Source organism: Pseudarthrobacter naphthalenicus (assembly GCF_029076445.1).
GTDB lineage: Bacteria > Actinomycetota > Actinomycetes > Actinomycetales > Micrococcaceae > Arthrobacter > Arthrobacter naphthalenicus.
The window spans coordinates 1-19,113 of record NZ_JARESG010000038.1 but is presented as its reverse complement, the minus strand read 5'-3'; the positions used below and the strand labels follow the sequence as shown (position 1 = coordinate 19,113).

Here is a 19,113-nt window from a genome sequence, read left to right as displayed (position 1 = left end):
AGGTCGATGCCGGAGACCATTTCAGAGACGGGATGCTCTACCTGGATGCGGGTGTTCATCTCGATGAAGTAGTAGGTGCGTTCGATGTTGTCGAAGACGAACTCAACGGTCCCGGCGTTTTTGTAACCAACTTCTTTGCAGAGTGCGACAGCGGCGTCTGCCAGGCCTTGCCTGAGTTCGGCGTCCAGGACCGGCGAGGGTGATTCCTCGATGAGTTTTTGGTTGCGTCGCTGCGCTGTGCAGTCGCGTTCCCCTACCTGGATTTCGATGTGCCGGATGTCGGTGAGGTAACGCTCGATGTAGACCGAGGGATCGCCGAACGCGACCTCCGCCTCGGACATGATCTCTGCCAGGTCTTTCTCCAGCGTCTCTGCGGTGTCGACTACCCATTAGTTTCATGACCTCCACGATGCACAGCACTGAGTCAGCAGCGACGCTGTCTCCGATCGAAACGAAGTTAGGGGCCCCGGGTTTCGGGGACGCATAAAAGATTCCGACCATCGGCGCCTTGATCAACACCTCGTCCGGTGCCAGCGCGAGGGCCGATGAAGGGTCATTTCCTGAGGTGGCCGGCACTGCCGCAGGCGCAGCAGCGGCCTCAGCCGGGGCCGGAGCGGGGGCCGGTAGAGGTATCGGCGTGACGGGGGAGGTTTGCTGATCGCGGGAGATGAACAGCTCCACGTCGCCGAACTTAAGCGAAAGTTCGCGCACATCTTCCGTGAGGTTGGCCCAGTCAACGATGGCCTTAAGTTCCCTGATATCGGGCGGGTTGAGCGACATTGTGGCTTGCTCCTTTTTTGAGGGTGATCTGCAGATTTCCTGCTGTCAGCGATTGTGTTCCCGTCTGACTCTTCGTATGAATTGCCTTGATCAGGTCCAGGGTCGGCCGGGCGATTTCGTCCGTATTTCCGCCACCTGCCACGGTCCTTTTCATCTCGTCCACTTGGGTCCCGGCGAACATCGCCCGCAGGAGCAGAAGGTCGATGCTCTCGCCGGGATAACGCACCCGCAGGTCCGGGAGCATGGGCGCGACGGGGACCGGTTCGAGAGCGATGTCAGAGGCGCCGTTGGCAACGATCTTCGCGTGCAATTCCGGGTCGATAGGTGCCAGCAGCGTGCCGTAGTAGCCGAGAGCGTATTTCTTGATCTCATTCGGGACGATGGAGTACCGCTCACCGGAGATGACGTTCATCACTGCCTAGGTTCCCACGAACTGGGCGAAGGGAGTGATCATGATCGGGAACGCCAGCTCGGACCGCACCCGGGCCACTTCGTGGAGCAGCTCATCGAAACGATGGGATAGGCCTGCCGTGGCCAGCTGCGAATGGAAGTTCGACAGCATCCCTCCGGGAAGCTGATGCATGTAGTGCAGGCCGTTGTACGCGACCGGATGGCCAACCGGCTTGTCTTCCGCTTCGGCAATTGCCGTTAACTTGTCGCTGATCGTATCAATGATCGTGTCGTCGACGTCGACCGTATATCCGAGGGCACGCAGATCGCGCACGATGTCCTGCGTCGCGGGCTGGGCGGCGCCGTTGGCCATCGGTGCGACCGAGGTGTGCAGCGCGTCGCAGCCCAATTCCACCGCCTCGAGATAGACCAGCGGTGCCAGCCCGGTCATGCAGTGGCTATGCAATTCGAGACTCCGGTCGCCCATAACCTTTTGAGGGCGGGCACGAGGGTGCGGATACGGTCTGGTGTTAGGAGGCCGCCGGCGTCCTTGAGCATGATGGCGTCCACATCGGCCTTCTCGATCAGCTCGCGCGCTTTAGCGACGAAGAGCTCGTCGGTGTGGACCGGGCTCTCGCAGAACGACACCGCTCCAAACGTTGAGGCGCCCAACTCCTTGGCCCGGATCAGACCCGGGGCTATGTTGTCGATGTCGTTGAGTCCATCGAACGATCCGATCACCCGGAAGCCGTTGGCGAACAGGTTCTCCACCCAGGCTTCGATTACATCGTCGGCGAGGAAATCGAACGATGCGATGTTCTTGGAGCGAATTAACGCGCGGAATTTGGTGTTGGGTGCGTTCTCGTGCGCCAACCGCACCCGCTCCCACGGGTCTTCTTTCAGGTAGCGGACTGCCACATCAAACTGGATGGGGGCCATAAGATCACTTGCTCGAAGCCGGCCTTGTCGAAATCATTCGCCATCGAGATGATGTGATCAGTGCGCATCCGGGTAGCCCAAAGGCTTTGATGCGCGTCGCGCAAGGTCGTGTCGATGATCTTGATCTCCCGGCGACTGTTCGCCGGACGCCCCCCAAGACTCATCACGGAGGTGATCGTTTCTGGCTTCCTCGTCAACACTGATCTGGCTCCTAACATTGACTCGATTTCATTGGTTGATTCACAAGCTTTCGCCAATCTCGTGCCAGCTGCGGTTGTGATAAACGAGCGGCCGCACGTCCGGCCCCGGGACATCACCTTCACCGCTCCACATCTCAAGCGCCTCAACCACAACCAGGTGGGAGCCGCCGGCTGCGACGGTCTGGGTCACCCGGCCACGGATCCAGGCGGGGGCCTCTGGGTAGTACGGTTCACCGGTGGGCAGGCGCCCCCACTCCACGCCCTCCCCGAAGCGGTCGACGCCGCTCGTGGCCCCCAGCTTTGCGAGCCCAACCTGCTCCGCCCCCAACATGTGCACCACCACGGTCTTGACGTTCAGCATCGTCGGGGTCGCCGAGGATAGGGCCGACGCCGAAAAAACGAGCGTCGGCGGTTCCAGCCCCACGGAAAAAAGCGAACTCACCGTCATCGCTACGGGCCCCCCGTCGGCCTCCGCGGTGACAATCCCGACACCAGCCGGATGCCTGCGAAACGCGACCTTGAAATCATCAGTCGAAACCGACTTCACACTCATGTCAACCATGCTCCTTTTGGTTTCTGATTTGTATTGCTGTGTTACTTCGGGTGAACGCTCGGAGTTTCCCTCTGGCCGAGTCGCAGGCTTTACGTCGCAAAAGCTTCGGCGCCCCGCACGGCCCCTTAGCTTTTCAAGAGCGGACGACACCCGGGAGCGCACCCTACGCGGGGAGCGGGGAGTACAAAACGAGCCCGTTGCCCTGGTCGTCGAAGACGACGGCCCGCCGCTCGTGTGCGTCGTCGTAGGGCTCACGAACGATGTGCCCTCCAGCCTTCCTGACGCGCTCCGCCGCGGCCTCCACGTCGTCGGTGCGCACACCGACTACAACGCGGCCGTGAATGGGATGGTCGTCGAGCGTCGCGAGCGCGACCGAAACTGACCCTCCGTCGAGAGCGGCGAAGTGGTTGCCGTCTCGAAACTTCAGCGAGAAACCGAGCGTCCTCGCGTAAAAATCAATCGACTTGTCGAGATTGTCGGTGGAAAGAACAATCATGCGCACATCCGATGCGGTCATGGGAGCACCCTTTCTTGCGAATATCGAGATGGAAGCTGAATCAGCGGGAGCGCGAGTCAACTGGAACACTGAAACGCGGAATCACGAATTAGTGGGAACTCCGATCGGCTTAGAACGACCGGCTGAGTGCTGCCGTCCGACTGGTCGACGGATCACCGTCACCTCAATTTCGATCTTGAGCCTCGGGTCGAGCAGCTCGGCCTGAATCATGGTGGCGACGGGCCGTGCCCGATCCAGGTATTTTCGAATCACCTGCGCGCACGCCTGAAAATCGTTGCGGTCCGGCAGGTAGTAGACGACTCTCACGGCATCGTCCAAGCTGCCCGGCACGCGGTCGAGCGCGGCGACGATGTTCTTGAAGCACTGGTCGGTCTGGCTCGCGACGTCCTCCGCGACGCTCATCGTCGCGTAGTCAAAGCCGGTTGTGCCTGCAACGAATATCCAGTCCTCGTGAACCAGCGCACGGGAGTAGGCGAACTCCTCTTCCATCGCAGACCCGCTCGCAATCAGCTGACGATCCATTAGTTCCCACTTTCTTCCGTTGTTCCAGTCTTCGCGGAGGCCCTCTCGCGAATGAACGCGGCGCAGAGTTCAACTGCTTCCCGGGCTTCGGGGATCGCATCTGACATGAGCGTGAAGGCGTGAATAAGCCCCTTGAAGCGGTGCACGGTCGCTTCAACCCCCGCAGCTCTGAGTTTCGCGGCATACATTTCGCCCTCATCACGGAGCGGATCGCATTCCGCGGTGACGACGAGCGTCGGCGGAAGGCCCGCCAGGTCTTCGCCTCGCAGAGGCGAAACGAGCGGCAGCGCCCGAGTCTCAGGGTCTGGCGCGTACATGTCCCAGTACCATTGCAGCTTCTCTACGGTGAGAAAGAAGCCCTCGCGAAACTCGTCGCAGGAGGGTGTCTCCAAGCGCGCATCGAGCACCGGGTAGATCAGCACTTGCCCGCTCAGTTCGGGCCCCGCCTCCCGCGCCAGCATGGCCGCTGCAGTGGCAAGGTTGCCGCCGGCGCTGTCACCGAGCACAAACAGCGGCGCACCCTGCGCTGAGAGCCAAGCCGCGCGCCTCGCTGCCCATGAGATGACCGCGGTGACGTCGTCAAGTGCGGCTGGGAACGGGTGCTCGGGGGTGCGCCGGTATTCGACGGCGACGACAACGGCCGACCCAGCGTTGCACAGAGCCCGAGAGAACCAGTCGTGCGTCTCAAAGTCGCCGAGAGCCCAGCCGCCTCCGTGCAGCATGACGACGATCGGCAGGGGCCCCTCCCCGTGTCCCGATACGGGCCGGTAAACCCGGACCCGCACCGAGCCCCCACCGCTGGGAACCTCGATATCCTCGATCGCCCCGACCGGCTCGGCCGGCTGGGAGAATCGTGCGCTGAGCGCGCGAAGACTCTCCCTGGCCCCACTGACCGTCAAACGGTCGAACGGTTGGGTCGACCTGTGGATGAATGCGAGGACCTTCTCGGCCCCATCGGTGAGCGGCATTGGATGACTCCTCTTAGGAGATCCACCAGGGGCTGTCGATCACCATCAGCCAGTCACCGTCGGGCTGCTTGCGCAGGACCTCGGTGCTCTGGCCGGTCATTGTCATCGGGTTCCCGTCGGCGTCTGATCCCTCTGCGCTCCAGTTGAGCGACGTGAGCGCGATCTGCCCGTCGGGAGAACGCACTTCTTTGGTATCACCGAGGGTCATCTTCATTGCCAGGAAGCCGACCAGCGCCTCGCTAATCGCCGGGTGGCCCTCCGCCGCTCCACCGTTCGGCGCGAGGGAGAGCACGGCGTTCGTTTCGTAACACGAAAGTGAGGCTTCCCCATCCTTCCTATTCACTGACTCGAAGAAGAACCTGATTCGTTCCGTGGGTTCCATGATTTATTCCTCCTGTGTATTTACGACTCGTATCGATTTAGAGCAAGTTCGACGGTACGGTAACGCCGTAATCACGCTCGTACTCGTTTTCCCATACCGGGCTCCTCGGCGACTTGAACTCAGGGATGACGTACTTCCCGATCAGCTCGATCGCCCGTTTATTCTGCTCGTGCCCGAATCCGTCGATGCGGAAGATCACCTCGTCGTAGCCGAGCTTCTGGAGCTTCTTTACCTGTTCGATGATGTCGTCCGGCGTGCCCACCATCACCGACGGGGTGTGCTGGCTCATGTACTCAATATCGTCCCTGTGCTTGGCCATGGTGACGATCTGCCCGATGCCCGATGCGTATGAGCTGTCTTGGCCGCCGGCCTTCGCCTCCACTCCGGTGTAGATCATCTCGCAGAGCGAGAAGAAGCCCTTCGCGACGTGAGCCGACTTCTCGATGGCCTTTTCGCGCGTCACATCGCAGTTCGTGGTGAACGTGCTGAAGCTCAGCGTGTTGTTCACCGCGTACGGGGCGAAGGGTTCCGCCTGCTTGATGGCCTTCTTATAGGTGTTCGCCCCGTCCTCAACCCAGTCCCACCCGAGGTAGCTGTCGTTGGTGATCACCCCGAGACCGGCATTTCCTGCCATCTCGAACGTCTCCTTGCTCGACGCAATCACCGAAACAGGGAAAAGCTTGTCGCGGTAGAGCTTCGGCGTCACCGACATCGGTTTGACCTTGTAGTACTTCCCGTCGTACTGGAATGGGTCCTCGGTGAGCGCCCGAATGGTCGCGTCAAGACCCTCGCGCCACTGCTCGCGGGTCTCGGACGCTTCGATCCCAAAGGTGTCGAGTGTAATGGGGTTGTTCGACCGCGCCGTCGCGAATTCGACGCGGCCGTGGGAGAGAATGTCGAGCGTGGCGAGCCGCTCGGCGATTCGCACCGGGTGGTTGAACGTGAGCATCAAGATCGACATATGCCGCAGTTTGATGCGGTTGGTACGCATCGCAACTGCTGCGTACAGGGTCTCGGGAGCCGAAATTGGGGCGACCGTGGGCAGACCGTGCTGCTCGGACGTACCCCAGAAATCGAACCCCATGTCCTCTGCGAACTTAATCTCATCGAGCAGCTCGTGGAAGCGGTGGTAGTGGGTCAGGCCCTTCGGCGTGTCGCCCTCTGTCAAGAGACCAAATTTCATTTTTTTTGCTCCTTCTCTTCATTTGCCGTCGACGTCGACGGACGCTTTCCTCACATCGCTGATCTCGATCACGGGATCGATATCTGTGAATTTTTGAATGTCGGCAACGATCTCTTCGCGATGCTGCTCGAACGCTTCGACGAAGTCCTCTTTGGTCGCAAACATGAAGTGCGCGGCGGCCACGTGGGGCGACGGGGATCCGTCGAGCTGGTCGTCGCACATCTGAAGCGCGGCGAAGTGTTTCAGCCGGTCACCGTAAGCCTGGGTGATGAGCTCGAAGTGCTGCTCCCGGTAGTAGTCGTGGTCGAAGCGCACCTTCTCGCTCCTGGGATAGAACACTGAGACGACGATCATTCCTGCTTCCCTCCCCCGCGTCCGGGCATCACCCGTGCACCTCGTGGGTCACCTGAATCTGCGTGTACCCGAGCAGGCCGTCCCTGCCGTTTTCTGCCCCGATGCCGCTCCACTTCTGACCGGCGAACGGCTGGTCGAGCGGAAATCGGTTGTGAGCATTGGTCCAGACCGTTCCGGACTCGAGCTGCGGCAGGAGACTCGCTGCCCGAGTGCTGTCCGAGCTCCACACCGATGCGGTGAGGCCGTAGTGGCTGTTGTTTGCCCTCGCGACCGCCTCCTCTTCGGTGTCGAAACTCACGATCGGCAGCGCGGGGCCGAACTGTTCCTCGTCAACGATGCGAGTCCCGTCGGAGACGTTGGCAAGGATGGTGGGCTGAAAGAAGAACCCCGCACCTTCGATCGCGGAACCGCCCGCGGCAACGCGTGCCCCGGACGACTTTGCGTCGTTCACCAGGTCGCGCACCCGCTCAAACTGGGGGCGGTTGTTTATCGGTCCGAGCTGCGTTCGCGGATCGTGCCCATCGCCGACCCGCACTGACTTCGCAAGCTCCGCAAGGGCCTCGACGACCTCGTCGTATTTCGAACGGTGCACGTACACCCGCTTGATGTTGGTGCAGACCTGGCCGGCGTTGCCAAATGACGCGTTGAAGATCTGCGGCGCGATCTGATCCACATCGACGTCGTCGAGGACGATCGCGGGATCGTTTCCGCCCAGTTCCAGGGTGACCCGTTTGAGGTCCTGCGCCGCGGCCGCCGCGACCTTCTTCCCCGTGACAGTCGAGCCCGTGAAGCTGATCTTCCGAACCAGGGGGTGCGTCGTCATCAGCTGCCCGAGTGAGCCGTCACCCGCGACGACGTTGAAGACCCCCGGCGGCAGGGCCTGGGAGAAGAGCTGGCCCATGCGCAAGACGGTGAGCGGCGTGAACTCGGAAGGCTTCAAGACCACAGTGTTTCCAGCAAGGAGCGCCGGGGCGACCTTCCACGAGGACAGGTATGCGGGGAAGTTCCACGGCGTGATCAGCGCAGCCACGCCCAGGGGGCGGCGGTGGATCGCGATGCGGGACCCGTCGTCGGAGGGCACTATCTCGGGGCTGAGGTCTAGATCCGCGTAGTAGTCGAAGTACATCGCGCAGATTTCAATCTCGGTGGTCGCGTCGCCGAGCTCAAATGAGGTCACGGGCTTGCCTTGTTCGAGACTCAGAAGGCTTGCGAGCTCGGCGGCGTGCTCGCGAATGATGCCGGCGATTGCCCGCAGCGTCTCGCGCCTCACCGACTCGTCACCCCGCCAGGTTCGGTAGGCCCGGTCCGCGGCCTCCACGGCCGCACCCAACTGCTGAGGCGAGCACAGCGGGGCCCGACCCACGACCTCACCCGTGGAGGGGTTCAGAACGTCATAACCCGACGAAGTCGACACTCTGGACCCGTTAATGGTCATGGAAAATTGATTCATGAGAACCCCTTTCAGGCTGTGCGAAGGCTGCGATCACCAAGGAACTTCGCTACCGTGCGTGCCGCAAGGTGAAAGCATTTGGACGACCTTTTTCGATGTCGTTGCATCAACATAGCGCGCGAAATTCGCGGTTTCGAGACGTTTCGCGCATACTTCGAGACGGATTGCGAAGCGTCGCCCGGCCGCCTGCGCAAAGTGGACATTTCTTGCGCAAAGTGAACTAGCTGCACACATGAAGATCGCCTAGAATCGTCGGAACCCGTTTACCAGTTCAGCGAGAGAAACTGAAGCGTTTGTCGGCACGACCGGCTCTCACCAACGTGGTCTCTCATATCAATCTCGGATCGTCGAAGATCCCTTAGTGTCGGTGAGGTGCAATGATCGCAGATCAACGAACCGTCACCAGTGAGTGCCTTGCGCATGATGAGGTTCCGCACGGTGAGCGCTCCTTCGTGAACGATGCCAACCTCGTGACCACGAGTGATCCCGACCAAATAGAGCGCCTCGTCTCTGAGGTGATCGCCCCCCATAACTTGCAAGGGGAATTTGGTCGAGGCGGTCTCCGGGCAGAGTTCAGCTCAGTCACCCTGCCCGATGTCACACTCGGGTATCTCACTTATGGGCAGTCGGTATCGCTCGAGATTCCGCGCGACGCGCTCACCGACCTCCACATCAATATTCCTTTGACCGGCAGCGCACGAACGCTCTTCCGCCGAGAAATCGTTGACGCGAGCCCCTTCGTCGGAGCCCTCTACAACCCCGGAGACGCGGCAATGATCGCTTGGGGCCAGAGCTGCTCGCAGCTTTGCATCAAGTATTCAACGTCGACGCTTGATCGAGAGCTCCAGAAGCTACTAAACAGGCCGGTTGACACGCCGTTGGAATTTAAGCACGGCGTGAATGTTGAGTCGCCGTCGGGTCGCCAATGGTTGAGCACGGTCAAGCTCATCAACCACTCAACCAGCCTGCTCGAACATCCGGTGCTTTCGAGACGGCTGCAGCAGCTCGTGATCGACGGCCTCCTTTTTGGCCAGGCCCACAACTACACGGACGACCTGCGATCCGTCGTCACGCGCCACACTCGCGAGCACCCGAAGGCGGTCCAGAGGGTGGTCGATTTCATCGAGAGCGACCCAACGGCGGTGGCCGGGGTCGGGGATCTCGCTCGGATCGCGGGCCTGAGCGTTCGCGCACTGCAGCTCGCGTTCCAGCAGAGCCTCGATGTCTCCCCGATGGCCTACGCTCGCGACGCCCGGCTTCGAGGGGCACACGAGCGCCTCCGCCGGGCGCCAATAGGAAGCCTCACGGTGTCGCAGGTCGCTCACGACTGGGGGTTTTTGAACCCCGGAAGATTCAGCGCCCTCTATACGGCCAAGTTCGGTGAGAGCCCGTCCGAAACACTCCGGGGTTTTGGGTAGTAACTCGAGCCCCTCAGGTCAGCACGAACGAGCCAGTGCCTACACTGAGGCGTGTCAAGGATGTGAGACAGCCGGTTGGTTTCTTTTTAGGTTAGCGGTCCAGGGACGCTGCCGCGCCGTGGGGATTGAAAATTTGTGGTTGGCGCAGCTCCCAGGTTCTTGTGCAGTGGTGGTGGCCGGTGAAGGATTGTGATGTTCGCTGCGGTCGACGCCGATGCCTCCTTAGTGCCGTGTTTTGAGCCTGTGAGTTAGCGTGGTGTGGAGGGCTTCCACGGGAACCGTGGATTGTTGCCTTCGAGCACGGGTGCTAGATTCCTGATTTTCTCCCGCCCTTCCCGCAGCGAACATTCCTATCGGTTGAATGACGTTGGAAGGTCGGATCAAATGGATATCGTCCATGAGCGATCTGTGGGGACAGATATCTCCAAGCGCGACGCGAAGGTGTGTGTTCGGTCTCCCGGCAATGCGCGGGGCGAATACATCTCTACGGTCACCACCTGGGGTGCGACCACAAACCAAATCCTGGAGCTAAAGGGCTTTCTTGAAGAGCAGCACGTCAGCACCGTGGTGATGGAAGCCACGAGCGACTATTGGAAGCCGTTCTACTACGTGTTGGAAGCGACGTTGCCCGTGATGCTGGTCAACGCCAGGCATGCCAAGAACCTTCCCGGGCGTAAAACCGACGTTTCAGACGCAGCATGGCTGGCCCAGCTTGCAGCGCATGGCTTTTTGCGCCCTTCGTTCGTTCCGCCCGAACCCATTTGCGAACTGCGAGATTTGACCCGCTCCTGCGCGATCGCCGTCGGCGACCGGGCTAGGGAAATCCAGCGGCTCGAGAAGTTCCTTGAGAGCTCCGGTCTCAAGCTTTCGGTCATCGTCAGTGATCTCACGGGGGCCTCTTCCAGGGCGATGCTCGAAGCCCTCATCTTAGGAGAGCGCGATCCCCAAGTTCTGGCGCAATTCGCCCAGCGCCGGATGAGACCAAAGATCCCGCAGCTCGTTGAGGCCCTCACCGGACGGTTCAGCGACCATCACGCGTTCATTGTCCGCCTGCATCTGGACCAAATCGACCAACACACCAAGGCCATTGATGCGCTCACTGAGCGCATTGGCACGGTGATGCCACCCTTTCGTCCAGCCCGTGAAGCGTTGACCTCGATCCCGGGAGTCTCTGTTTTGGTCGCTGATATGATCATTGCCGAAACCGGCACGGACATGAGTGTCTTTCCCACGGCTGCACATTTGGCATCCTGAGCCGGCGTTTGCCCCGGTTCCAACGAGTCCGCTGGCCGGGTCAAATCCACAAAAACCATGCCCGGTAACAAGCACTTGAAGGCAGCCCTTGGTGTCGCTGGCATGTCAGCGGCCCGCAGCAAAGATACTTACCTCAGCGTCAAATACAAACGAATCGCTGCCCGTCGTGGCTCGATCAAGGCTGTTGTCGCGATCGAGCACGTCATTCTGACTGCCACTTGGCACATGCTCGTCAACGGCGAGGTTTACCAAGACCCGGGCGCCGACTATTACCTCAAACGCGACCCGCAACAAGCCAAAGCCCTCCGACAGCTCAAATCCCTCGGATTTGAAGTCACTCTCACTCAAGCAGCAGCCTGACCCACCTTTTATTGATCGTGGGCGGGATCCTTCTTACCCCTAGGCGGCTCGCTTTGCGGGAGTGCTCAGGCGATTCCTTCGCTTAGTCTTTGGAGTTTGTCCACGGAAGGCTCGTAGCCACGGCGGTTCATCATTCGGAGGATCCTGAGTCGTGGAAGGCCTGCGATAGGAGTGAGGTCACGGTCTAGGATTTTGGTGGATCCGTAAAGGTAAAGCTCTTCGAGCTTGGTCAGCGCGGTCACTGGCTTAAGAGACTCGATGTCGCCGTTTTCGGCAAGGCTAAGTCGACGTAGTCCTGTGCACTCTGTGAGGTCGTCGATCCTCGTCAGCATCTTGCAGAATTCCAGCTCGAGCTCCCGGATTTCGGAGCGGTTTTGGAGTTCAGAGATGTCTTCAAGCCGCGAGGCCAAGTAGATGCCGAGTCGCTGGAGCCTCGGGAAGTGCGACAGACCAGCAAGAGAGCTCAGCCGTGGACGATCCTTCATTCGGAGAGTTTCGAGACCGACGTGTGAGGACAGCGGCTCCAAATTTTCGGGCTGGTAGGCCAGCAGGAACACGTAATCGAGTCCGGTGACTTCGCTGATAGTGTCCCTGACCTGAGCCCAAGACGCCCCGAGACTGCGGAGCCTGGGTAGTTCGGTGAGCCTAATCTTCAGATCAGGATGGGTGGTCACGTGCAGCGACTCCAAGGTCGGGGCAAGCGAATATATGGGCTCAAGGGTGGTCAGGCGCCGGTCGATGATTTCCAGTTCGCGGATGGGAAGCCCGCGGAGGAATTCGAGTGTCGGTTCGTTGAATCCGAGCGCATAGTTGAGAACCAGCCGGTAGGCGTGCCCTTCCTCGAAGATCCGTGCCGATTGGGCTGTCCAAGGTTTCGTCACCACAAGTTCGCCAGTCTGCTCGTTTTTCATTGCTCCCCCTCATCTCGTCGCAGATAGGACCTGCTGTATTGCACCGAAGCTTTGGCTCCAGAGGCTAATCCATCGGGACAAGCCGGCACGGGCCTACCTTCTCTTTGTCGCCTGTTACGTCCTCACTGCGGCCATGTATTGAGCGTAGGCTGCAGCCGAATCGGTGGCGTGGCGTTCGATGGTGGTCGGGGAGTAGCCGAGGGTTTCGGCGATGATGGCCACGGGGCAAGTTTGGTGAGTTCGTGGAGGGTTCCGAGTCGTGCGGCCCGGGTGCTGAACAGCTTGCTGAAACGGGTTGTGACGTGCCCGGGATGGATGTGACGCCCTGGTGAGGCTCCGCGGAATACCCAGGCGGTGTTGGGATGGGCAGCAGTCAGGTCGTGCCCTGGGTTTACGGCGAGTTCGCGCCATGGCTCGCCCAGTGGATCCGGTAGTGCGATCCGGGTGGTCCCGAGCTGGATGGTGACCAATTCTTCGGTGATGGTCACGTCGTCCCAGCTTAGTCGTGAGATCTTTTCAGCCTGTTGTCCGAAGACGAGGATGAGGATCGCGGCGGCCCTGTCACGGGTCTCGAGTCCGTCGTGGTGGATGACTCGTTTGAGCGCTTCGTCCTGTCCCTGTTTGGCGAGTTTTGGGCTGGTGCCGCGGCAGTGCGGAACGATGGTGAGCCCGGATGGGGCGGCTTTGGTCCTGATGGCCCATTTGAGGAAGCGCTCAGCGATTCGCCTGGTTGTCGGCCCTTCGGCTTGCCATACGTCAAGGTGGGATTGCTGCAGCTCAGGCAGTTTGATGCCATGTCCGGTGAGCCAGTTGAGGAGGTCGATGGCCACGGTGACTTCCTGTTTGGCGCAGGAAGGTGCCGCGGGCGACTTCCATGAGGTTCATCCGTCGTTGGTGGTGCCAGCGGATGTAGCGCCGGATCACTTCCCGGTTCTGAGGATCCCTCACGCGTTCGAGGGCTTCTGCCGCCCATCTGTCGTAGCGCATCCGGAGTTCGTCGCGTTGGGGGAGCACCCCGTATTCGGTGAGGAGTCCGCGGACGTATTCGCGGGTGCGTGAGTCGGGCAACCCGTCGAAGGTTTCGTGGGTGATGTCTGGCGCGACGGCGAGGTTTCGGAGAAAGGCTGCGACGTGCTTTTGCTGGATCCAGGTCATGCCGCTGTTGGCCCGTTTCATCGACTTCAGCGCAGCTGCCAGTGGGATGAGTTCGTTGGCCATTGAACCGGTGGCCTGGTTGGTAAGCAGGTCGTCTACGACATTGCCGAGGACGCAGGCCCAGCAGCGTCCACCGCTGTAGAGTTCGTCCTCTGTTCCGCAGGTCCGGCAGTCAATGTTGAGTCGGATGCCTGAGCATCGACGGCACGCGGGTTGGTTATCGATGAGGCCTGGCAGGACGCCTTCGTGTCCGCAGGCGCAGGTGCCGCGGGTGCGTTTAGCTTGCTGGTAGCAGTAGCCGCAGACTCCGCCGTCGGGCCACCTGGCAACGGTTTGGTGGTGCTGGCCGCAGCGGTTGCAGGGGACCGGCCAGCGGATCGGGTCCTCTGCTTTGCGTGGCCTACTCACCGTCCTCGGGTGTGACGAGGCGGATGCGCTTGGCGATCGGGTTCCCCGGTTGGATTCCGAGGTCTTCACTGCGCTGCGGTGCGTTGGCTGTCGCCGCGGCGCGCATCTCAACGAAGGGTTCGAACAGGTCGTTCGGCGTGCAGTCCAGGATGTCGCAGAGCGCCGCGAACGTCCTGGCGGGGATCCGTTCCGGCGTGGCCGTGACCAGCCGGTAAACCTGGCTCTCGGAGAGGTTGACTCCGCGGGATCTCAGAAGGGGCATCAGCTCAGTGGTCTTCCAGAGGTTGCGCTTGGCCATCAGGGCACGCAAGTTCCAGCGGTAGCCGATCCGGCGCTGTTCAGGCATCTGGGTCCTCCAGGGTCGTGATGCGGCGTGCGATCATCTGCTGCACGGTTTTCTGTTTGAAGTCCGACGACACCGACGTGTAGAGGCCGGTGGTCGAAGCGTACGAGTGGCCGACCTGGGTCTGCACGAATGCCGGGTCGTAGCCGGCTTCGATCAAATGGGTGACATAGGAATGCCTGAGGCAGTGCAGTCCCAGTTCCTTGGGCAACCCAACGGCGTCCCGTGCAGCTGCGAAGGCATCCCCGAAAGAACCAAGCGACATCCGGGCGCCCCGCTCACTTGGCCACAAAGCCGATGACCGGTCCGCTGTTGCGAAATTCGCCCGCATCCCTCCGGATGTCCACGTCCTCAGCTGATCGACGACCCAGTCGAATTCCGGCACGGTCAGAACAGTGCGCCGCCTGGGCCCCGAACCTGCAGTGCCTTTGGCAAACCTCACCTGGACGGCACCGAAGCGGCCATACTCACTCACGTGTGGATTCGGGCCGAAGTCCTCCAGATCCAGCATCGTCATTTCCCGCCGGCGAAGCCCGTAGGCGTAGCAGACCTTGAAGGCCACCGAGTCCCGGAACAAGGGCAGCCAGCGCTTGCTGCCGGCCGCATACTCCCGGTCGACCAGATCGTCAATGTGGTCGAAAAGCCGTTGCAGCTCTGCCTTCGTGAACGCCCGCCGCGCTGCCGGGACGGCGTCATCGGTCGTGTGCCTGGGCGTGTTCCATTCAAAGCAGATCTGGCTTGGAATGTCGCCGAAAGTGCGTTCGCAGAACTCACCCCATCCATAGGCAGGATGAGTCAAATAGGAACAAAACATCGCCACGGCATTGCTGTACGAGCGCAGCGTCTTCAGGCTGATCGGCTTCTCACCAGACCGCAGTCCGACCAGGAAATCATCGACATCTGCCGGCCGCCATTGCCACGGAAACTCACCCGTGAATTCCTGGAACCGTTCGAGTAGCTGGCAGCGCTGCTTGATGGACTGCGTCGTGAGCCCACGGGCCAGCATCTGCGCCCGCCAGCCATCCAGCATGGCCGTGAAAACCCGCTCATCGGCCCGAAAAAGCCCGACGTCCGGATCCGCCAGCATCCTCGGGACAAATCCCGGAACGGCACCACTCACTGCAACCCCCAAACCATGGAAACATGCATTAGATGCAGGAAATCTACAGCGACAAGCGATCCAGGAGCAAATTCGAGTTCTGGCTTGGATGAGGGGAGCACAGGCAGAGTGCAGGCGCGGCCTTGATATTGGGCACTATCACAGCCCGATTCTGTTGCCCAAGGCAACTACTGGCACCCCTGCGGATTGAAACCGGGCGTATTGTGGCTTCGTCTCCGCGGCAGCTATTCCCAAGCATTTCAGCGGAGGTTACCCGTTGGGCCATGACCGGTAGCGGGCGGCGTAACGCATGGTTGCGGATGACAGGCATGATGGGTCTGACAGAGCCTGGGAAGAAGGCTCCAAGGCCCAGCCGCCGAGTCTTGGTGTTTTGGACAATTCTTTGGTCGATAGATAGCGTTCTTTGGCTCTCATGGACCGCTTGATTTTTCGCGAGGACACCTGATTATCTGCATCTCATCCTCGCTGTTCTCTCAGTGGTGCTTGCGGTTGCCTATTTGGTCGTGTGGCTGCAATCGAAGAAGACGAGGACGGATTCCGACCTTTCCTAAGTGGGTCCCTATCCTTCTTCGTTCAGGGTTTGGCCCGGAGGTTTACATAGCGGGACCAGGCGTCGCCTGCTGCATCGGCGTGGAGGAATGCGATTTGGTGACTGTAGCCGAGAGCGTCGGCGACCAGAGGCGGCGGTGAGACCAAGAGGTGTTCGTCCAGGGCAGTGTTTCGTGCGCCGCGCAGGTCGATGCCCAGGCTGCGGAGCCTGTCCATGATGGTGTTTGGGTGAAGTGGCTGGCCGGCGCGGGTTCCCGGGAAGAGCCACGGGCTTTGAGTGCCCGCTCCGGTTCTGAGATTCGGACGGCTCGCGAGGTGCTCTTGAAGTAGTTCTGCGAAAGGCCTGGGAACGGGCACCGGATGGGCGCCGAAGCTGATCCTCACGTTGCCGTTGGTTTCGCTGGTTTCGACGGCATCGGTCCGGAGCTTGGCCACCCGCACGAGCGGCTGGGCGTAAAGAAGCAGCAGGATGCCGGCGACTCGGTAGGGCAGGGATTCGCTGGTGCCGGTGAGTAGTTCCCGCAGCCATGCCACGCATTGGTCCTGGGTGATTGTTGGGCGGGTTTTGGCGGTGTAGTGGCCCATTTCCACCCGGTGGTTTGTGCCGGTGTTGTTGATGAAGACGATGAAGGTGCGGATGGCCTTTCTGGTTGTAGGGCCGGTGGCGAGCCAGGTTTCGATGTCTTGCTGGGTGCAGCTCGCTGCGGTGCGCTGGTGGGTTTCCCAGAGCCAGTCCAGGAACTTGATGGTTTCGGTGATCTCTTGTTTGGCGGAGTGCACCGGGGCTTGGGCACTTTTCCGGTGTTGTCAGGGACCGGATGCGGCGCAGGTGATGCCAAGTGGCGAACTGGCTAACGGGTTTCGCGATCTCCTCATGCAGGTCGCGGAGCTTGTTCTCGATCCAGGTCTCAAACCGGGCCAGGTGCAGGTCCTGGTAGGGAGGAGCCCGTGATGGATGAACAGGGCCCGCAGGTGATTTGCTGGTCGCTCCGCCGACTCAGCCGCTGCATCGAAGCCTACGTGCGTCAAGGGAGTTTCCCCGCATGACAGAGATGTCAGGAGGGTCTGGACTTTGGGGGAGCGCTTCCAGGTAATGATGCTTTCGGGCCGGTCTGCCTTGCAGAGGACATCGACGATTTTGCCGGCAGTCTCCGGGTCGGCAGGGTGTGTGAGCAGTAGTTCGTTGAGGTCGTCCCGGAGCGCGCAGCGGGCGCAGACACCGTGCCGGTAAAACTCACCTTCAGCATTGCAACGGCTGCAGTTGAAGTCGTGGAGGATGCCGGCGCATGGTGCGCAGCGAGGCCCACCGGCGGCGGCGGGCGGGCCGGGCAGCAGTCGATGCTGGCCGCAGCCGCGGCAGATCCCGTGGGTGCGGGTGGCGGTGGTGAAATAGGGGCCGCAGATTCGGCCTTCGGGCCAGGTGGCCCGGGTCCGGCCGGCCGTTCGGCCGCATCGTGCGCAGGTGGCCGTTCCGGTGGTGCGGGGCCGGCCGCGGCTGGTGCTGCGGGAGCTGAGGCCTTGGGGTTTGTCAGTGGTCATCGTCGATGATGCGTGCCCGTCGCGGGCGGACGGCGCGGTTCAGGTCAACGACGTTGGGGGCGCTGGTGCCGGTTTTGCGCGCGCGGACGTCGGCGGCTGTGACCGTGATGAGGTCTTCGGGTCCGCAGGAGAAAATGTCGCAGATCGCGGCGATCACCTGCAGCGCGACGCGTTCGGGTTTCTGGTTGACCAGGCGGTAGACCTGTGGCCGGGACAAGGAGATGCCCCGCTCGGCCAGCAGGGGGATGAGGTCTGTGGTGTTGTGCAGTCCCCTTGCCGCCATGAGCTCGGAGAGCCGCCATTTGTATTCGACTTCGCGCCTCACCATTGACCTCGCATCTGCACGCCCAGGACTTCATCCATGGTGCGGTCCAAGGCAGCCCGGAGGGTTGCGTTGCGGAAGTCGTCACTGACGAACTGGTAGATCCCGGTGGTTGAGGCGTGTTCGTGGCCCATCTGATGTTGCACGAATCTAGGATCCCACCCGTCCTCCAGCAGGTGCGTTGCATAGGAGCGCCGGAGCGAGTGCAGGTCCAGGCCATCCAGCGGCAGGCCCAGCTCATTGAGGTAGCGCCGGAGCCGGCGCAGCAGGGTGGATTCACAGATCAGGCCGCCACGTTCACTGGGGAACAGGTCCAGGGTGTCGAGCGTGCCCCGTCCGTTGGCGAGCCAGTCGTCGATAACGCCGCCGGTCCAGTCGAAGACCGTCAGGACGCTGCGGGGTTTGTGCGGGGAGCCCTTGCGTGATTTGCCGAACCGGACCTTGCAGACGCCTGCCTTGCCGAACCTGCGCGCCTGCGGGTTGGTCGCAAAGTCTACGGTTTGCAGGTGCCTGAGCTCGTTGAACCTCAGGCCGTACGAGTAGGCGACTTTCAGCATGACGGCGTCCCGGTAGGCCGCCTGCCAGCCTTTCTTGCCAGAGGCGGCGATGAGTTCGACCTGGTCATCCGCGTGATCGAAAAGCATCTGCAGTTCCTTCTTGGTGAAGGGCCGTTTCGACGGGCTTCCTTCGTACTCCTGCGCGTGGGAGGCGGTGTTCCAGTCAAAGAAGACCTGGGACGGGTGTGTGCCGAAGCGCTGTTCGCAGACCCTGTCCCAGCCGTAGTCGGGGTTCGACACGTATGACGTGAACCGGCGGAGCGTCGACTGGTAGCTGCGGATAGTGGAGTGCTTTAGCTGGTGGATCGAGCGCAGGTCACCGAAATACTCCTCGACATGCTCCGGTGCCCAGTTCCACGGGAACTCGTTCACATGATCCACGAACCTCCGGATGCAGGCGATGCCCTTGTCGATCGAGTCGAACTGGAGGTTCCTGGAGAGCTGCTGGTTGCGCCAGCCCGTCAGCATGTCCTCAAGCGTCTGTTCCTCGGGATGCAGCAGCTGAACAGTGCTCAGCTGCAGCACACGCCCGGCTCCCCGTCGACCGCCATTTTCGCCCCGCAGTTCCATTGAAGTGTGTGCTCAAGTTCTGATCAATGATTCATTAAATGCATCATCAGCACAAAACCGCAGGTCAAACGCTTGTATCCGCCGCCTGGGGGCTCGGCGTTGCAATCGTCAGAAGCGCCCGGGCCGCGGCACATCAAAGCCATCAAGCCGCAAATTCCGCTGAATCTCAAGGAAGGAAGAGAATTCCTTGCGGATCCGGGGGATCGGGACGATTGATTCATCTGATGCAATACGCAGAGTACAACTGGGTAAGCGGGTTATCTGTTTTGGGCGTATGCCCTGACTTGGCGAACTGTGCATCTGTCGCGGTGCCTCCCGCGGTTAGAGTGTCTTGCCGGCTCGCTCCTGGGCGAAATGGGGGTTCTTGCC

Annotated in this window: 21 protein-coding genes and 2 pseudogenes; 2 read left to right on the top strand and 21 right to left on the bottom strand. The window is 61.1% G+C overall.

Annotated features, from left to right (window positions below; translation table 11 throughout):
- From PY310_RS20335 to PY310_RS20280, 13 genes and pseudogenes are all read right to left on the bottom strand, one after another.
- On the bottom strand, positions 1-341 hold a 341-nt coding region (locus tag PY310_RS20335; protein WP_472925639.1), incomplete at its 3' end, for an ATP-binding protein.
- Between the two features lie 58 nt (positions 342-399).
- A pseudogene (locus PY310_RS21730) lies at positions 400-501 on the bottom strand (hypothetical protein); the annotation flags it as partial.
- A 244-nt stretch (positions 502-745) separates the two neighbouring features.
- Complete coding sequence (locus PY310_RS20330; RefSeq protein WP_275216400.1) at positions 746-1,195, bottom strand: hypothetical protein; 450 nt, start codon at positions 1,193-1,195, stop codon at positions 746-748.
- 3 nt (positions 1,196-1,198) lie between these two features.
- Positions 1,199-1,621 carry a hypothetical protein gene (locus PY310_RS20325; protein WP_275216399.1) on the bottom strand — a complete coding sequence of 141 codons (423 nt, stop codon included), beginning with the start codon at positions 1,619-1,621 and terminating at the stop codon, positions 1,199-1,201.
- Entirely contained in the window at positions 1,618-2,109 is a 492-nt protein-coding gene (locus tag PY310_RS20320) for a beta/alpha barrel domain-containing protein (protein WP_275216398.1), read from the bottom strand. The genes PY310_RS20325 and PY310_RS20320 overlap by 4 nt, the downstream gene beginning before the upstream one ends.
- Before the next feature lie 240 nt (positions 2,110-2,349).
- Positions 2,350-2,862 carry a flavin reductase family protein gene (locus PY310_RS20315; RefSeq protein ID WP_275216397.1) on the bottom strand — a complete coding sequence of 171 codons (513 nt, stop codon included), beginning with the start codon at positions 2,860-2,862 and terminating at the stop codon, positions 2,350-2,352.
- A 163-nt stretch (positions 2,863-3,025) separates the two neighbouring features.
- On the bottom strand, positions 3,026-3,379 hold the full coding sequence (locus tag PY310_RS20310; RefSeq protein ID WP_275216396.1) for a VOC family protein: 354 nt from the start codon (positions 3,377-3,379) through the stop codon (positions 3,026-3,028).
- Between the two features lie 81 nt (positions 3,380-3,460).
- On the bottom strand, positions 3,461-3,901 hold the full coding sequence (locus tag PY310_RS20305; protein ID WP_275216395.1) for a RidA family protein: 441 nt from the start codon (positions 3,899-3,901) through the stop codon (positions 3,461-3,463).
- The gene (locus PY310_RS20300; RefSeq protein WP_275216394.1) at positions 3,901-4,869 is read right to left on the bottom strand and encodes an alpha/beta hydrolase; all 969 of its coding nucleotides are present in this window, start codon (positions 4,867-4,869) and stop codon (positions 3,901-3,903) included. The genes PY310_RS20305 and PY310_RS20300 overlap by 1 nt, the downstream gene beginning before the upstream one ends.
- Positions 4,870-4,882: 13 nt before the next feature.
- Positions 4,883-5,251 (bottom strand): YybH family protein, encoded by a 369-nt coding sequence (locus PY310_RS20295; protein ID WP_275216393.1) that lies wholly within the window; start codon positions 5,249-5,251, stop codon positions 4,883-4,885.
- 37 nt (positions 5,252-5,288) lie between these two features.
- The gene (locus PY310_RS20290) at positions 5,289-6,434 is read right to left on the bottom strand and encodes an LLM class flavin-dependent oxidoreductase (RefSeq protein WP_275216392.1); all 1,146 of its coding nucleotides are present in this window, start codon (positions 6,432-6,434) and stop codon (positions 5,289-5,291) included.
- An 18-nt stretch (positions 6,435-6,452) separates the two neighbouring features.
- The gene (locus PY310_RS20285) at positions 6,453-6,788 is read right to left on the bottom strand and encodes an EthD family reductase (protein ID WP_275216391.1); all 336 of its coding nucleotides are present in this window, start codon (positions 6,786-6,788) and stop codon (positions 6,453-6,455) included.
- 28 nt (positions 6,789-6,816) lie between these two features.
- Positions 6,817-8,238 (bottom strand): aldehyde dehydrogenase family protein, encoded by a 1,422-nt coding sequence (locus PY310_RS20280; protein WP_275216390.1) that lies wholly within the window; start codon positions 8,236-8,238, stop codon positions 6,817-6,819.
- Positions 8,239-8,615: 377 nt separating this feature from the next.
- Between PY310_RS20280 and PY310_RS20275 the strand changes: the two genes are divergently transcribed.
- Both PY310_RS20275 and PY310_RS20270 read left to right on the top strand, forming a co-directional pair.
- Positions 8,616-9,656, top strand: a complete 1,041-nt coding sequence (locus PY310_RS20275; RefSeq protein ID WP_275216389.1) for an AraC family transcriptional regulator — start codon at positions 8,616-8,618, stop codon at positions 9,654-9,656.
- Between the two features lie 384 nt (positions 9,657-10,040).
- Positions 10,041-11,270: pseudogene (locus PY310_RS20270) on the top strand (IS110 family RNA-guided transposase).
- 65 nt (positions 11,271-11,335) lie between these two features.
- On the opposite strand, the gene PY310_RS20265 reads toward PY310_RS20270, so the two are convergent.
- The 8 genes from PY310_RS20265 to PY310_RS20230 form a co-directional block, all read right to left on the bottom strand.
- The gene (locus tag PY310_RS20265; protein WP_275216388.1) at positions 11,336-12,181 is read right to left on the bottom strand and encodes a leucine-rich repeat domain-containing protein; all 846 of its coding nucleotides are present in this window, start codon (positions 12,179-12,181) and stop codon (positions 11,336-11,338) included.
- A gap of 122 nt (positions 12,182-12,303) precedes the next feature.
- A complete protein-coding gene (locus PY310_RS20260) occupies positions 12,304-13,011 on the bottom strand; it encodes a hypothetical protein (protein WP_275216387.1) in 708 nt (235 codons plus the stop codon).
- Positions 12,959-13,399, bottom strand: coding sequence for a hypothetical protein (locus PY310_RS20255; protein WP_275216386.1), 441 nt, complete (start codon positions 13,397-13,399; stop codon positions 12,959-12,961). The genes PY310_RS20260 and PY310_RS20255 overlap by 53 nt, the downstream gene beginning before the upstream one ends.
- A gap of 337 nt (positions 13,400-13,736) precedes the next feature.
- Positions 13,737-14,090 carry a helix-turn-helix domain-containing protein gene (locus PY310_RS20250; RefSeq protein WP_275216385.1) on the bottom strand — a complete coding sequence of 118 codons (354 nt, stop codon included), beginning with the start codon at positions 14,088-14,090 and terminating at the stop codon, positions 13,737-13,739.
- Positions 14,083-15,174 (bottom strand): tyrosine-type recombinase/integrase, encoded by a 1,092-nt coding sequence (locus PY310_RS20245; RefSeq protein WP_275216384.1) that lies wholly within the window; start codon positions 15,172-15,174, stop codon positions 14,083-14,085. The genes PY310_RS20250 and PY310_RS20245 overlap by 8 nt, the downstream gene beginning before the upstream one ends.
- 606 nt (positions 15,175-15,780) lie before the next feature.
- The gene (locus tag PY310_RS20240; RefSeq protein ID WP_275216383.1) at positions 15,781-16,536 is read right to left on the bottom strand and encodes a hypothetical protein; all 756 of its coding nucleotides are present in this window, start codon (positions 16,534-16,536) and stop codon (positions 15,781-15,783) included.
- Between the two features lie 748 nt (positions 16,537-17,284).
- Positions 17,285-17,623, bottom strand: a complete 339-nt coding sequence (locus PY310_RS20235; protein ID WP_275216382.1) for a helix-turn-helix domain-containing protein — start codon at positions 17,621-17,623, stop codon at positions 17,285-17,287.
- The gene (locus tag PY310_RS20230; protein WP_275216381.1) at positions 17,617-18,699 is read right to left on the bottom strand and encodes a tyrosine-type recombinase/integrase; all 1,083 of its coding nucleotides are present in this window, start codon (positions 18,697-18,699) and stop codon (positions 17,617-17,619) included. Before PY310_RS20230 ends, PY310_RS20235 begins: the two co-directional genes overlap by 7 nt.
- Positions 18,700-19,113: the final 414 nt, after the last annotated feature.